This window comes from Solibacillus sp. FSL W7-1472, assembly GCF_037969775.1.
Lineage (GTDB): Bacteria > Bacillota > Bacilli > Bacillales_A > Planococcaceae > Solibacillus > Solibacillus silvestris.
Genome location: NZ_CP150208.1, coordinates 3,402,534 through 3,416,899, shown reverse-complemented (window position 1 = coordinate 3,416,899; position 14,366 = coordinate 3,402,534). Strand labels below are relative to the sequence as shown.

Annotated in this window: 16 protein-coding genes; 11 read left to right on the top strand and 5 right to left on the bottom strand. The window is 37.6% G+C overall.

Annotation, left to right across the window (positions count from 1 at the left end; genetic code table 11):
• Positions 1-137: 137 nt before the first annotated feature.
• The 3 genes from map (at position 138) to MKY07_RS17130 (ending at position 2,537) form a co-directional block, all read left to right on the top strand.
• Positions 138-890 carry a type I methionyl aminopeptidase gene (gene map / locus MKY07_RS17140; protein ID WP_008405676.1) on the top strand — a complete coding sequence of 251 codons (753 nt, stop codon included), beginning with the start codon at positions 138-140 and terminating at the stop codon, positions 888-890.
• 171 nt (positions 891-1,061) lie between these two features.
• Entirely contained in the window at positions 1,062-1,904 is an 843-nt protein-coding gene (locus MKY07_RS17135; RefSeq protein ID WP_339263236.1) for a polyphosphate kinase, read from the top strand.
• 72 nt (positions 1,905-1,976) lie between these two features.
• Positions 1,977-2,537 (top strand): GNAT family protein, encoded by a 561-nt coding sequence (locus MKY07_RS17130; RefSeq protein ID WP_008405680.1) that lies wholly within the window; start codon positions 1,977-1,979, stop codon positions 2,535-2,537.
• 52 nt (positions 2,538-2,589) lie between these two features.
• Here MKY07_RS17130 and MKY07_RS17125 read toward each other — a convergent pair whose 3' ends face one another.
• From MKY07_RS17125 to MKY07_RS17115, 3 genes are all read right to left on the bottom strand, one after another.
• Positions 2,590-3,159: a carbonic anhydrase gene (locus MKY07_RS17125; RefSeq protein WP_014822691.1), complete on the bottom strand. Its 570-nt coding sequence runs from the start codon at positions 3,157-3,159 to the stop codon at positions 2,590-2,592.
• Positions 3,160-3,318: 159 nt separating this feature from the next.
• The gene (locus tag MKY07_RS17120; protein WP_339263235.1) at positions 3,319-3,519 is read right to left on the bottom strand and encodes a hypothetical protein; all 201 of its coding nucleotides are present in this window, start codon (positions 3,517-3,519) and stop codon (positions 3,319-3,321) included.
• 162 nt (positions 3,520-3,681) lie between these two features.
• A complete protein-coding gene (locus tag MKY07_RS17115; RefSeq protein WP_339263234.1) occupies positions 3,682-4,917 on the bottom strand; it encodes an aminopeptidase in 1,236 nt (411 codons plus the stop codon).
• A 191-nt stretch (positions 4,918-5,108) separates the two neighbouring features.
• On the opposite strand from MKY07_RS17115, the gene motA reads away from it, so the two are divergent.
• From motA to MKY07_RS17095, 4 genes are all read left to right on the top strand, one after another.
• Complete coding sequence (gene motA / locus MKY07_RS17110; protein WP_008405688.1) at positions 5,109-5,909, top strand: flagellar motor stator protein MotA; 801 nt, start codon at positions 5,109-5,111, stop codon at positions 5,907-5,909.
• Entirely contained in the window at positions 5,893-6,648 is a 756-nt protein-coding gene (gene motB, locus MKY07_RS17105) for a flagellar motor protein MotB (protein WP_065217582.1), read from the top strand. The genes motA and motB overlap by 17 nt, the downstream gene beginning before the upstream one ends.
• A gap of 172 nt (positions 6,649-6,820) precedes the next feature.
• Entirely contained in the window at positions 6,821-7,909 is a 1,089-nt protein-coding gene (locus MKY07_RS17100) for a carbohydrate kinase (RefSeq protein WP_014822695.1), read from the top strand.
• On the top strand, positions 7,909-8,817 hold the full coding sequence (locus MKY07_RS17095; RefSeq protein ID WP_008405693.1) for a pseudouridine-5'-phosphate glycosidase: 909 nt from the start codon (positions 7,909-7,911) through the stop codon (positions 8,815-8,817). Before MKY07_RS17100 ends, MKY07_RS17095 begins: the two co-directional genes overlap by 1 nt.
• Positions 8,818-8,902: 85 nt before the next feature.
• On the opposite strand, the gene MKY07_RS17090 is transcribed toward MKY07_RS17095, so the two are convergent.
• A complete protein-coding gene (locus MKY07_RS17090) occupies positions 8,903-9,124 on the bottom strand; it encodes a DUF1128 domain-containing protein (protein ID WP_008405695.1) in 222 nt (73 codons plus the stop codon).
• Between the two features lie 183 nt (positions 9,125-9,307).
• Between MKY07_RS17090 and MKY07_RS17085 the strand changes: the two genes are divergently transcribed.
• The gene (locus MKY07_RS17085) at positions 9,308-9,637 is read left to right on the top strand and encodes a hypothetical protein (protein WP_008405697.1); all 330 of its coding nucleotides are present in this window, start codon (positions 9,308-9,310) and stop codon (positions 9,635-9,637) included.
• A gap of 54 nt (positions 9,638-9,691) precedes the next feature.
• On the top strand, positions 9,692-10,627 hold the full coding sequence (locus MKY07_RS17080) for a YihY/virulence factor BrkB family protein (RefSeq protein ID WP_339263233.1): 936 nt from the start codon (positions 9,692-9,694) through the stop codon (positions 10,625-10,627).
• Positions 10,628-10,679: 52 nt separating this feature from the next.
• Here the strand turns inward: MKY07_RS17080 and MKY07_RS17075 are convergent, their stop codons facing one another.
• Positions 10,680-11,771, bottom strand: coding sequence for a sugar diacid recognition domain-containing protein (locus MKY07_RS17075; RefSeq protein ID WP_339263232.1), 1,092 nt, complete (start codon positions 11,769-11,771; stop codon positions 10,680-10,682).
• A gap of 116 nt (positions 11,772-11,887) precedes the next feature.
• Here MKY07_RS17075 and MKY07_RS17070 point away from each other — a divergent pair, with 116 nt between their 5' ends.
• Positions 11,888-13,006 (top strand): glycerate kinase, encoded by a 1,119-nt coding sequence (locus tag MKY07_RS17070; RefSeq protein ID WP_008405703.1) that lies wholly within the window; start codon positions 11,888-11,890, stop codon positions 13,004-13,006.
• Positions 13,007-13,019: 13 nt separating this feature from the next.
• Positions 13,020-14,366: a GntP family permease gene (locus MKY07_RS17065; RefSeq protein ID WP_339263231.1), complete on the top strand. Its 1,347-nt coding sequence runs from the start codon at positions 13,020-13,022 to the stop codon at positions 14,364-14,366.

Here is a 14,366-nt window from a genome sequence, read left to right as displayed (position 1 = left end):
TTTCTAATTTCTATTGTACAATGTCGTATTAATTTGATCATAAATCCAAATAATTTTAAAATCCTTGAACAATTACAACCGATATTAAGTATGCTATAGTTAAGGGTAGACATTGTTTAAGAGGAAGGAAGTTACACATGATTGTTACTACACAAGAAGAAATAGAAGCGTTTAAAAAAATTGGACGCATTTGTGCTGAAATTCGCGAGGCAATGAAAGCTGCGACAGTACCTGGCGTGACAACGAAAGAATTAGATGAAATTGCAGGCCGTATGTTTGCGGAAGCAGGCGCGGTTTCTGGTCCTAAAGGCGAATACGATTTTCCGGGATATACATGCATTTCAGTAAATCACGAAGTTGCACATGGCATTCCAGGGAACAAGGTTATTCAGGACGGCGATATCGTAAACATTGATGTTTCTGGCTCTTTAAACGGATACTTTGCAGATACAGGTATTTCTTTTGTTGTTGGTGAAGGTTATGAAGATAAAGAAAAACTTTGCTCTGTAGCAAAATCAGCATTTGACCGTGCGATGACAAAGGTTAAAGCAGGTTCGAAATTAAATCAGATCGGTAAAGCAGTAGAGCGTGAAGCACGTGATCACGGGTTGACGGTAATTATGAACTTAACAGGACACGGCTTAGGTAAATCATTACACGAAGAACCAAACCATGTCTTGAACTATTACGATGCTTGGGATACGACAATCATGAAAGAAGGCATGGTGTTGGCGGTAGAGCCGTTCATTTCGGCGAAGGCTGAGCACATCGTAGAATCAGGTGACGGCTGGACATTTATTACACCGGATAAATCATTAGTTGCCCAGATCGAACACTCGATTATTGTAACAAAAGATAAACCAATTATTTTAACAACATTGGAAGACTAAATTATAACCGTGGGTGCATATATAAGTGCGCCCGCGTTTTTTTGTTCTATTAAAACAGGATGCCAACATAAAATAATCAAATGATTCAAATAAATAAACGCAACAATTACCAATTCCATACACTTTCGAGTAAAATATACATAATAAATGGAATAGGGGAGGCAGCACTATTTGAAAAAGCTACAAGATGTGGATTTATCGCAAAAACTGGAGAAGGAAGTCTATAAGAAGCAATTGAAAGCTTTGCAATATGAAATGCTAAATGCCCAGCAATTTTTATTTAATAATAAAATTGGCCTTATTATTGCATTTGAAGGAATGGATGCAGCAGGAAAAGGGGGAGCGATTAAGCGTTTAACAGAGCGTATCGATCCGCGTGGGTTAATGGTATGGCCAATTTCTGCCCCACAGCCCCATGAGATGCGCTATCATTATATGCAACGCTTTTGGAGAAAGTTGCCGCAGCATGGCCAGATTGCGATTTTTGATCGCTCTTGGTATGGTCGGGTGCTGGTGGAGCGTATAGAGGGTTTTGCTGAAGAAGCAGAATGGAAGCGTGCTTATGAAGAAATAAATAGTTTTGAGAAGCAATTGACAGATGAAGATTATATAATGATAAAGTTTTGGATTCATATCGATTCGGATGAACAGCTTAAACGTTTTAATGAAAGAGCAGCTGATCCATATAAATCATGGAAATTGACGGCTGAAGATTGGCGGAACCGTGATAAATTTGATTTATATTGTGAGGCAGCCGATGAAATGTTTGAAAAAACTGATTCGGAAAACGCTCCTTGGCACTTAATTCCGGGGAACGACAAAAACTATGCACGTGTTCAAGTACTTAAAGAAGTAGTTACCCATATAGAAAAAGAAATTACAAAGCGCGGATTAAAGCTAACGAACATTTTCGAAAGCGGTAATAAAACAACTGCACATAAAGAAAAATCGGAATTTATAGATATAATACCAAAGCCTGTAAAATCAAAAAAGAAAAAGTTGAAAAAACGGTAGCAAGCTTTGAAATGAAATGTAGGTGGTTCAATGAAAAGCTTATTCAAGCTATTTCACAAGAAGGAGGGTCCAATGGTTCAACTTATTGGGCAACAATGTTCGCTTCGTACGTTTACCCCGTCGGATGCGAAAGGATTGGCAAAATTATTAAATGACAATAAAATGTATTGGTCCGAATTTGAGCCATTACATCACGATGAATTTTATACAGAACAAGTACAGTACAATAAAATTTTAGAAAGCATACATTTACTGCAGTCAAACAGGGAATTTTCATTTGGCATTTTTTATAATGCAACAGGTCAGTTAATCGGGCATATTTCTCTCTATTCGATTAAACGTTTACCTTATTCAAGCGGTTTTATCGGCTATTCGATGGATGAGAAGTTTACAGGTAGAGGAATTGTCACTGAAGCAGTACGTCTAATAATGGAATTCGCTTTTATTACGTTAAATATTCACCGGATTGAGGCATATGTCGCGCCGCAAAATTCTGCTTCTATTCGTGTATTGGAAAAGTCGGGCTTTACAAGAGAAGGGTTATTACGAGAGCTATTGTATATAAACGGAAAATGGGTGGATCATTATATGTATGCCATTTTACAGCGGGAATATAAAGGGGCCACATTATAAAAAATAGCGGCAGTGCTCATTATATTGAGCGCTGTCGCTAATTACTTATTATCTATTTTTGTTCAACTGAGCCGTCTGTTACTAAATCAAGTTTTCCTGTTGCAGGATCGATGATAAGACCATGTACTGGAACGCCTTTTGGCATTAATGGATGTGTTCTGACTAAGTCCACACTTTTTAATACACTTGTTTTAACATCCCCAAAACCGCGTAACCATTCTTTTAAATCAAAACGGGCATAATTGATGACATCAATCGTTTCCTGTTTAACCCCGCGTTCAAGCATATGGCCGATCATTACGTTCGGATCAACTGCACTCATTCCACAGTCATAGTGGCCGATAATATATACTTCATCTGCCTGTAATTCATAAACGGCTACAAGTAAACTGCGCATAATCCCGCCGAATGGGTGATTTACGATTGCCCCTGCACTTTTTACAACTTTGACATCCCCATTGCGCAAGTTCATAGCTTTAGGTAGTAATTCTACTAAACGTGTATCCATACAAGATAAAACTACAATTTTCTTATCTGGAAACTTCGTTGTGGCATATTGTTCATATTGTTTTTCTTCTACGAATTTTTCGTTAAATTCTAAAATCGTTTGCAATGCAGACATTGTTCTTCAAACCCCTTTCGATTCTTGTTTTATTTTAAAATATTTTTTAGATAATTCAAACAAATGCGCACTAATAAAGTTAAAAATAAAATAAATAAAGAAGAAGTGATGTATTAATATCAAAAAAACAACCACTCAATAGAGTGGTTGTAAAAAAATTTAATGATGATGGTGACCATCCAATGATTTTTCGTTTGGCGCAAATGTATTTGCCTTTGAATCTACTATAACAGAGTCGTGTGATTGTAAACCAATACGTAAGTACATAATAAACATAAATAAGAATACAAGAAGTATAACCGTAAACCCTATCACTAACGTATAGTAGTCAGATAAGAACGGATAATGGTGATCAAACATTATAAAAACTCCTCTCTATTTAGTAATAACAATCATTAACCAATTATACCCTATTAAATTGGAACATTGTAGGGTAATTTAGTTAGTTAATGTAGAAAAAACTGTAAATATGGCGACATCTTGAAATTTTATTTATCGGTAAAGCCGGAAGTGAAACAGCGGTTAAAATGCCCAGTTCCCATTACGGAAAACTGGCTCGCTTTGCCCATCAGCTGTAACACCATCAATATTCATCTGTTCAGAGCCAATCATGAAGTCGACATGTGTAATGCTCTCATTTAAACCGTGAGCTTTTAATTCATCAGACGACATTGACTTGCCGCCTTCGATACAAAATGCGTAGGCGCTGCCAATTGCCAAGTGATTTGATGCATTTTCATCGAATAGTGTATTGTAAAACAAAATATTCGACTGTGAAATTGGAGAATGGAATGGAACAAGCGCCACTTCTCCTAAATAATGTGATCCCTCGTCTGTAGCAACAAGATTTTTTAATACTTCTTCACCTTGTGCTGCCTCTACTTGAACGATACGACCGTTTTCAAATGTAAGTTTAAAGTTATCGATAATATTACCACCATAGCTTAATGGCTTTGTACTAGATACATACCCGTTAACACCATCTTTATGTGGTACTGTGAAAACTTCTTCTGTCGGCATATTTGCCATGAACTCTTCGCCTTTTTCGTTAATACTGCCTGCCCCGCACCATAAATGTCCTTTAGGAAGCTCGATCGTCAAGTCCGTCCCTGGAGCTGTATAGTGTAATTTTGCATAGTTTTTATTGTTTAAGTAATCAACTTTTTCATGCAAGTTGTCATTATGCTGTGCCCATGCTTCTACCGGGTTATCCAGATCCGCACGTGTTGCTTTAAAGATGGCATCCCATAATGCCTCTACTTGCTTTTCTTCCGGCAATTCAGGAAATACTTTACGAGCCCATTGTTTAGATGGAGCTGCAATGACCGTCCAGCTAATTTTATCTGACTGAACATATTGACGATATTTGTTCAATGCAGTGCCTGAAGCCTTTTGGAATGATGCAATACGTTTTGAATCAATGCCAGACAGTAAATCGGGGCTTTGGGATACGATGCTCATAAATGCCGCACCTTCTTCAGCAAGCCATTCACGTTCCTGTACTTTCCAAGGCGGGAAGAAATCGAAAGAATCCGCCGGTGCCAACTCATATCGAGTACGTGTTATTTGATCATCTGTATAATCTACAAATACTTGTTTGGCTCCAATTTCATAAGCGATTTTTGTCACTACTTGTACAAAGGGTGCCGATTCGATAGAGGCTGCAATATACAAATATTGATTTGGCTGAATATTGACACCGATTTTTACTGCTAGTTCTGCGTATTTCGTTAGCTTTGCTTCGAACGTTGAATTCATTGATTCATTCCTCCAATAATTATCTTAAAAATTAGTTAATTCTTAACCTATTATTACTCATATTCCAGCTCAGAAAAGAACAATAATGTGTCAAAAATAAAAAAATCTTCTTATAACTAGTGTAAAGGAAGTTAATAAAAATTTAAATATACCGAAATAAGAAAAGACATCGTAATTTGGAGGTACTACATATGGATATTTCATCAGTTGTTGGGGTTATCATCGCCTTTATCGCCCTGTTATTCGGGATGTTTTTAAAGGGCGTTACACCGGAAGTGTTAATAAACCCTGCTGCTATTTTAATTATTATTTTTGGTACGATTGCTGCAGTTACAATCGCTTTCCCAATGAAGGAATTAAAAAGAATTCCAAAGCTTTTTAAAATTTTATTTTCAGAAACAAAACTCGCGAGTGATATCGACTTGATCAAAATGTTTTCACAATGGGCAGATTTAGCTCGTCGTGAAGGGCTATTGGCATTAGAAAGCAAAGCAGCTGAAATTGAAGATCCATTTTTAAAAAATGGACTGACATTAGCGATTGATGGACAAAACGCAGACTATATTCGCGATGTTTTAACAGAGGAAGTTGAAGCGCTGGAAGACCGCCATGCAAGTGGAGCAGGCATTTTTTCACAAGCAGGTACTTATGCACCGACACTTGGGGTATTAGGTGCTGTAGTAGGCCTTATTGCTGCATTAAAAGATATGTCTGATATTGATAAATTAGGACACGCCATTTCAGCGGCCTTTGTTGCGACATTATTAGGTATCTTTACTGGGTACGTATTATGGCATCCTTTTGCAAACAAGTTAAAACGTAAATCCGCTGTAGAAGTTAAGCAAAAGCTAATGATGATTGAAGGGATTTTATCCGTACTTGAAGGTGAAGCACCTAGAGTAATCGAGCAAAAGCTGGCTTCATATTTAACAATGGAAGAACGTAAGCAAATTACCGAAAGCGGGGCGGGTGGCCTTGGCAAAGAAGCGTAAAAGACATAAAAAGCATGAGGAACATATTGACGAGTCCTGGTTAGTACCTTATGCAGATATATTAACGTTATTACTAGCATTATTTATTGTACTTTTTGCATCAAGCTCAGTGGATGAGAAAAAATTGGAGCAAATGTCTGCAGTATTTAATAATATTTTTACCGGTGGCACAGGTGTAATGGACAACTCATCTATCATACAAACACCGGATAACTCTACACCAACAGGTATCTCTAAATATATGGAAGATCAGCAACGCCTACATGAAACGCAAAACCGTGTGGACGAGTTTATTGCGATTAATGAGCTGGAAGACCAGTTTGAAACGAAAATGACAGAAGAGGGATTATTAATTACCATCCGGGACAGTATTTTATTCGATATGGGACGAGCAGATGTGAAAGCGGAATATGCAACAATTGCTGACGAGCTTGCTCAATTATTAATGTTTGATCCACCGCGTAATATTGTCATTACTGGTCATACAGATAATGTACCGATTAAGACACCTGAATTCGATTCCAACTGGGATCTGTCTGTAATGCGTGCAGTAAACTTCATGAAAGAAATCGTTTCAGGAAATGAACAACTTGATTCCAAATACTTCAGTGTAAAAGGTTTCGGAGAATTCCAGCCGATAGCTACGAATGATACTAAAGAAGGCAGAGCTAAAAACCGCCGTGTTGAGGTGCTCGTACAGCCACGTATAGCAGAAAATGGCGATGTAATAGTAGAATAGCAAGAAAGCTGTTTGGAAGGGAAACTTTCCAAACAGCTTTTTTATTATGTCACAGCTCATAAAAGAAGAAAGTACTTCCATACTACGCAAGACGAAAAATTTAATATTAATTTGACATTACGTAAACAAAAGTTTATAATTATAAACAAATGTTTGATTAGAGGTGATAAAGTTGAATGAAAAGGAAAAATTGATTTTCCAATTAATAAAGAAGAATCCCTACTTATCACAACAGGAAATGGCAGAACAACTGGGAATGTCCAGGCCAGCGCTAGCTAATATAATCTCATCGCTTATAAAACGAGGGGAAATTTTAGGACGTGCCTATGTTTTGCCAGAGAAAAATCAAATCATTGCAATTGGTGGTGCCAATATCGATCGTAAATTCACTATTGAGCAAAATGTCCAATTAGGGACTTCCAATCCTGCTTCTGTTACAGAATCGGTAGGCGGTGTTGCCCGCAATATAGCTGAAAACTTAGGGCGGTTAGGTAACCGTGTTTCCTTAATTACTGTAATGGGTGAAGATCATGATAGTGCATTTATTGAACAAAATTGTAAGAGTATGATGAATGTGGATTTAGTAGAGAAATTAAACGATTATAATACAGGTTCTTATACAGCAGTACTTGATAATATGGGTGAACTGGTAATATCGATGGCAAATATGGCGATTTATGATCAGTTGTTGCCGAGTATTTTAAAAAAGCACGAAGCGATACTACAAAATGCCAGCTGTATTGTCATTGACTTAAACAGCCCGTTAGAAACAGTAGAATATATTAGGAATTTCGCAATAGAGCGTAATATCGCATTGGCGGTTATCCCTGTTTCTTCACCTAAGATGAAAAATATGTCGCAGGATCTGCACGGTATCCGTTACTTTATTTGCAATCGAGATGAAGCGGAAAGCTATTTAAATGTGAAGCTGGAAACATATAGCCAATATGAAAAGGCTGTTAACATGTTGTTGCAAAAAGGAGCGGAGCATGTTGTGCTCACTCTTGGCGAACATGGAGTAATGGTGGGGAACGAAGGTAATATAGTACACTACAAAGCCATTGCAACTAGAAATATAGTAGATGTTACAGGTGCCGGAGATGCTTTTGTTAGTGCATTTTTACATGGTGTATTAAACGATGAAGAGCTTGAAGAAGCAATCCAGCTCGGGTTGGTAAATGCATCGAAAACATTGCAATCGGATAAAACAGTACGTGAAGATTTAACAAAAGATAATTTAATTGAATGGAGGAATTTATAATGAAACAATATTTATCATATTCACAAGAGGTATTAGAAGCTAAAGAGAAAGGCTTACCAATCGTAGCGTTGGAATCAACGATTATTTCACACGGTATGCCATATCCTCAAAATGTACAAACAGCTCGTGAAGTAGAACAAATTATTCGTGATGGCGGTGCAGTACCGGCAACAATCGCATTAATCGATGGGAAAATTAAAATCGGCCTATCTGATGAAGAATTAGAAATGTTCGGTAATGCTCAAGGTGTAGCAAAAACAAGCCGTCGTGATATTGGCTATTTACTTGCAACAAAGAAAATCGGTGCAACTACTGTAGCGGCAACAATGATCTGTGCTGAGCTAGCTGGTATTGAACTATTCGTAACAGGCGGTATTGGTGGGGTTCACCGTGGCGCTGAAACTACAATGGATATTTCTGCAGACTTGGAAGAACTGGCAATGACAAATGTGGCTGTAGTATGTGCAGGTGCCAAATCAATTTTAGACATCGGCTTAACATTGGAATACCTTGAAACTAAAGGTGTACCGGTAATTGGTTACGGAACAGATAAATTGCCTGCATTCTATGCACGTGAAAGTGAATTCGATGTAAATATCCGCGTTGATTCTGCAGAAGAAACTGCTGCAATTCTACGTGCTAAGTGGGATTTAGGTTTACGTGGCGGTGCATTGATCGCAAATCCGATCCCAGTAGAAGATGCTATGGAATCAAGTGTTATTGACGGAATTATTGACAATGCATTAAATGAAGCGAAAGAACAAGGCATCGCAGGCAAAAATGTAACGCCATTCTTATTAGGTAAAGTGAAAGAGCTGACAGAAGGTAAATCACTGGATGCCAATATTGCCCTTGTTAAACATAATGCCCGTGTAGGTGCAAAAATTGCTGTCGAATTAAATAAATAATTAATATTTCCTGGGGAATAGGGAATAAAAAAAGAAGCTTGTCGAATTAATCGATGAGCTTCTTTTTCACACTATGCTATTGATGTTATTTACGAAGGGCGCCTAGTTCAGCTACGATGGCATTCATTTCACTTGGGCTAAATGAATCGCGTTTCATAACCATTTCGTATAAATATTGCAGATCTTCGTATTTTTCTTCATCAAATGCAGAAGACTGCATAGCATCAACATTTACCATACGAAGTTTTTCTTTAATTTGCTCGATCATATAGATGACATTCTGTTGCGACGGGTTGGATAAGTCCATAATTTTTGCCCCTACCTTTCAATGTTTACAAAAATATCATTTCATGCAACCATCAACTTGTCAACAGGATAAAGTTGACTGAATACTTTTAATAATATTGGATATTCGTTAAAATACATATAGATAAGTTTTATGAAAAAGTATTAGGGGAATACGAAAGCATATAGTAGGAGGAGAAAACTAATGAAAAGTAAACTATTACCTTTTATAGCAATTGGAGCAGTAACAGGTGCAGCAATTAGTATGTTGGATAAACAAACACGTGAGCATACTGTAGAAACAGCAAAGAAAGCAAAAGATACAGTAGCATACTATGCTGAAAATCGTGATGAATTAGTGGCGTTAGTAGAAACTAAGATGGAACAAGCACAATCTTTGTATGGGACAGTAAATAATGGTGTCCAATCAATTATGCAAAATGAAAATGATATTAAAGAGTTACCTGCTACAATTCAAAGTATGGTTTCAGAAACGATTCAGGCTTTCTCAAAAAAGGATGAACAAATCGGGTAATCGGATGTCCATGATATCCACTGAATCAACATAATGTGAACAGGTGGTGGCAGCATGGAAGAAAAGGGAGAACTAAAAGAAAAGATTTCGCTAGTTAAATCATATGTTTCACCGGATCGTAGCCAAATAGATATACTGACGACAAAAGGGTTTATCCAAGATTTAATTTATCGAACTAAAAATGTGGACATGTCAGGCATGGGGGCACAGTTGGCCTATTTTTTCCTGTTATCATTTTTCCCTATGCTTATTTTTATGGTAACGCTTTTACCTTACTTAAATTTGGAACAAGGGCAAATATTCGATTTTTTAAGTGATGTTATGCCTGGAGAAGTATATGGACTGATCGAAACGACATTAACAGATGTTCTGAACAATCAAAACGGCGGTTTACTTTCAATCGGTATTATTGGTACACTATGGTCTGCCTCTAGAGGTGTAGATGCACTGATGAAATCATTAAACCGTGCCTATGATGTAGAAGGCAGAGCAGGATTTTTAAACCGTTTATGGTCACTTGTTTTTACAATTGCATTAGTTGCAGTTATTTTAATAGCACTTGTATTCCCGGTTTTTGGTCAGCAGATTGGCAATATCGTATTCGGCTATTTAGGTGTAGAGGAGTCATTCGCAAACGTTTGGACCTTTGTGCGCTGGATTACGCCGCCAACACTTATTTTCATCGTAATATCAGTCATGTATTGGATTGTCCCGAATACAGATCCTCGGTTAACGATGTTCAGTGTGATTCCGGGTGCTGTTTTTGCGACTTTGGGCTGGCTTGTATTAACGTACGGATTCTCATTCTATATTAATAATTTCGGCAATTACAGTTCAACATACGGCAGTATCGGCGGGGTCATTATTTTAATGCTTTGGCTATATTTCACAGGAATGATCATCATATTAGGCGGCTTGCTTAATGCATCATTCCAAAAAAGGCAGCTTGCTAAAGAAAGTAAAAAGCAAGCTAAATCCCCTATTTTTTAATTGGAATCATATACAGAAAGGTGCCATTTCGTTTTATGGAAATGGCACTTTTTTATTGGTTTAATCCTTCACGATGCCATAGTGCGATTTGCAGTTTTAATGCATCATGAAACTCAGTAGGATTTAAATAGGTATGCTCTCTAATTTGAGAAAGCCGGTAAGCTAACGTATGTCGGTGTATTTCCAATTCGTCGGCAGTCGCTGAAGCTGACTTATTATTATTAAAAAAGCATTGCAATGTAGTAATTAATTTATCATCCAGTTGGTTCAATGTTTTTATACTGTAGTGATGGGCTACCTCTGTATTAAATAAGGTGAATACTTCAACTTCCTGATGGTAGATTACTTTCGAGACGGTATGGTGATGCTTTAAAGCTAACTGCGCTGTTTTATAGGAATGCGGTAACCGTTCAAGATTTTCAACATGTTCACCGACAGCAATTTTAATACTGAATTTGCTTTTTATATAAGTATTAAATGCTTCCACTATTTTTGTTAAAAATGTTTGATTCAACTCTGTAGTTAAAATAAAGTATTCATCTAGCTGAAAATGTCCAAAGATAACGGGTTTGTTATAAAAGAAATCATCGATATATTGTATAAGTGTCCGATGGGAACCAGTCTTTTGTTCGGCCTTTAATAATATGATGCAATAGGGGGCAATAAAGGGTATGGTCAGTTTATTTATCCGTTCTTTTACAAACCGATTTATAGAAGTGCCACTAATTAGTTCCTCAAAAATATGTACACTCATTTTCCGCTGCCATTCGCTTTTAGATTCAATAAGAGCCTGATGGACTAATACCTCTGCTGTTAACTGAACTAATGAAGAAATATTTAGCAGTTCCTCATCGACCACACCGGTAATTCCAATAATACAAACGATTTCCTCCTGAAAAAAGATCGGCAAATTTATCCCGTGCTTTGTTTGCGGGAAATCATGAATATTGTCGTCTGATATTATGAGCGTTTTCTTCGATTCTGCTACAAACTTCGCGCCTTCATGAAACTTTTCCACCCGCTCCTTATCACCGGAAGCTAATATAATGCCGTCAATGCTCATTACATTTACATTACGCTTTAACCGCAGCATTGTTTGTTCTACAATTTCATTTGCCAGTCTTATTGTTAACAATTTATACACCTCGTATAAAAATAAAGTAATAATTAATAAAAAATTATACAACAAGTATAAAGTAAATTCAGAATATTACTACTATAATTTTTGTAAGCGCTTTATTTATGTGAGGGAGGAATCAAATGAAGATTATTATAAGTCCGGATTCCTTTAAAGGGACATTGTCTTCCGGAGAGGTTACATCAGTGATAAAGGAAGCAATTAAAAAGGTGGACAATAAGATTGAAACAATTTGTTTACCGATTGCAGATGGCGGCGAAGGAACCCTTGATGCATTAGTCAAAGCTACAAAAGGAAAGTATTTGACAGCGTCGGTTCAAAATCCTTTAGGGAAGCGGATTGAAGCAAAATATGGAGTACTGGGCGATGGGAAAACTTGTGTGATAGAAATGGCCCAGGCGTCAGGGTTAACACTTATAAATGAAGAAGAAAAAAACCCTCGTTTTGCAACAACATACGGAACAGGTCAATTAATCCAACATGCAATGGATACAGGTTATCGTCACTTTATTATCGGTATTGGAGGAAGCGCTACAAATGATGGTGGCCAGGGAATGCTAAGGGCACTTGGAATGAAATTCATAGACAAAGATGGTAATGAAATTTTAAACGACGTATACCAATTTAATGCACTTAAAAAAATCGATTTGTCTAATTTTGATTCACGAATTTCTGAAAGTACATTTATGATTGCCTGTGATGTAGATAACCCGTTAATAGGTTCGAATGGAGCTACAGCTGTATTTGGGCCGCAAAAAGGGGTAGAGCCGCATGATATTAATATATTTGATCAAAATTTAAATCATTATATTACTATTATCGAATCACAACAAAACGTAAAAGTCCGTCATCGTGCAGGAGCTGGCGCGGCTGGTGGAATTGGCTCGGCGTTTATGGCCTTTTTTCCGCACCAGTTTAAGCCTGGTGTAGATATTGTGCTGGAAGCAGTGCAATTTACAAATCACCTGGAAAAAGCGGATTTTGTCATTACAGGTGAAGGGAAATCGGATGAGCAAACACTTTCCGGAAAAGCGCCAATAGGGGTTGCTAAGCTGGCAAAAGAAAAAGGTGTGCCAACAATTTTAATTTCGGGAATGATTGAAAATTCCAGTATTCTAAAAACCTATTTTCATCAAGTTGAAAGTATTGTCGGTAATGATATTTCGGCGGAGCAATCATTAAATAATCCAAGTTATTATTTGGAACAAAAGGTTACGGATTTAATAAAAAGATTAATATAAGGAGTGGGGAGAAATGTTGTTTCTAATTATTCTGATTGGTGTGTTGTTCATTGTCTTTGCAACGGCAAAACTAAAGCTGCATCCTTTTCTTGCATTATTAATTAGTTCATTCTTTGTTGGTATTGCAGCGGGTATGCCTTTGTTAACAGTTGTAGAAAGTATTAACACAGGGTTTGGAGGGCTGATGACGAGCATTGGTATCGTCATCGTAGCAGGTACGATTATTGGAATTATCTTAGAAAAATCCGGCGCTGCATATCGTATGGCTGAAGTCGTATTGCGGGTAATTGGACCAAAACGACCGCAATTAGCAATGTCGATCATTGGCTACATTGTATCCATTCCGGTATTTTGCGATTCAGGCTATATCATTTTAACGAGTTTAAAGAAAGCGCTGGCTAAACGCGCAGGCGTAACAATTGCTTCAATGGCAGTTGCTTTAGCTACTGGTTTATATGCGACCCACGTACTCGTACCGCCTACACCAGGACCGATTGCGGCTGCTGGAAATATTGGTGCAGCAGATTATTTAGGCACAATCATTTTAATAGGATTAATCGTTGCTATTCCAGCAACAATCGTAGGCTATATTTGGGCGACGAAAGTAGCATCGAAAATTCGGGTTGAGGCAGATGATGAGCCGGCATTGGATTACGATGAAATTATTAAGTCGTTTGGTAAAATGCCTTCTACATTCAAGTCATTCTTACCGATTGTATTGCCGATTGTATTGATCGGGGCAGGTTCTGTCGCTGCATTAGTAGGTGACCCGGAAGCGGGAGTTAATACATTCTTCAGATTCCTCGGTTCACCGACAGTCGCACTAATACTAGGGGTATTTGCTGCATTTTTACTATTGCCTGAAATGAGTGAAGAAACATTATCAAACTGGATCGGTGAAGCTTTAAAAGAAGCAGCGCCAATTTTATTAATCACAGGTGCTGGTGGCGCATTTGGTACGGTTATTAAAAATACAGGTGTCGGTGATAAACTTCAGGAAATGGATTTAGGTGCATTAGCAACAGGCGCATTATTTTTATTAATTCCGTTTTTAATTGCCGCTGCTCTAAAAACAGCGCAAGGTTCATCAACTGCAGCATTAGTTATTACATCTTCTTTAATCGCACCGATGCTACCGACTTTAGGAATCGAAGGGGCAGTGCCGTTAGCATTAGTCGTTATGGCAATTGGTGCGGGATCTATGACAGTTAGTCATGTAAACGATAGTTTCTTCTGGGTAATTACTCAATACAGCGGAATGAAAGTTACGGATGCATATAAAGCGCAAACGATGGCAACATTGCTGATGGGTTTAACGACAATTATCTTCACAATGGCATTATGGTTTGTACTAGTTTAA

What these genes read in the sequence shown, in the direction of transcription:
- map (WP_008405676.1), top strand. Translation starts at nt 138, where the DNA reads ATGATTGTTACTACACAAGAAGAAATAGAAGCGTTTAAAAAAATTGGA.
- MKY07_RS17130 (WP_008405680.1), top strand. Translation starts at nt 1,977, where the DNA reads ATGGTTCAACTTATTGGGCAACAATGTTCGCTTCGTACGTTTACCCCG.
- MKY07_RS17125 (WP_014822691.1), bottom strand. Translation starts at nt 3,159, where the DNA reads ATGTCTGCATTGCAAACGATTTTAGAATTTAACGAAAAATTCGTAGAA.
- MKY07_RS17120 (WP_339263235.1), bottom strand. Translation starts at nt 3,519, where the DNA reads ATGTTTGATCACCATTATCCGTTCTTATCTGACTACTATACGTTAGTG.
- MKY07_RS17115 (WP_339263234.1), bottom strand. Translation starts at nt 4,917, where the DNA reads ATGAATTCAACGTTCGAAGCAAAGCTAACGAAATACGCAGAACTAGCA.
- motA (WP_008405688.1), top strand. Translation starts at nt 5,109, where the DNA reads ATGGATATTTCATCAGTTGTTGGGGTTATCATCGCCTTTATCGCCCTG.
- MKY07_RS17095 (WP_008405693.1), top strand. Translation starts at nt 7,909, where the DNA reads ATGAAACAATATTTATCATATTCACAAGAGGTATTAGAAGCTAAAGAG.
- MKY07_RS17090 (WP_008405695.1), bottom strand. Translation starts at nt 9,124, where the DNA reads ATGGACTTATCCAACCCGTCGCAACAGAATGTCATCTATATGATCGAG.
- MKY07_RS17085 (WP_008405697.1), top strand. Translation starts at nt 9,308, where the DNA reads ATGAAAAGTAAACTATTACCTTTTATAGCAATTGGAGCAGTAACAGGT.
- MKY07_RS17080 (WP_339263233.1), top strand. Translation starts at nt 9,692, where the DNA reads ATGGAAGAAAAGGGAGAACTAAAAGAAAAGATTTCGCTAGTTAAATCA.
- MKY07_RS17070 (WP_008405703.1), top strand. Translation starts at nt 11,888, where the DNA reads ATGAAGATTATTATAAGTCCGGATTCCTTTAAAGGGACATTGTCTTCC.
- MKY07_RS17065 (WP_339263231.1), top strand. Translation starts at nt 13,020, where the DNA reads ATGTTGTTTCTAATTATTCTGATTGGTGTGTTGTTCATTGTCTTTGCA.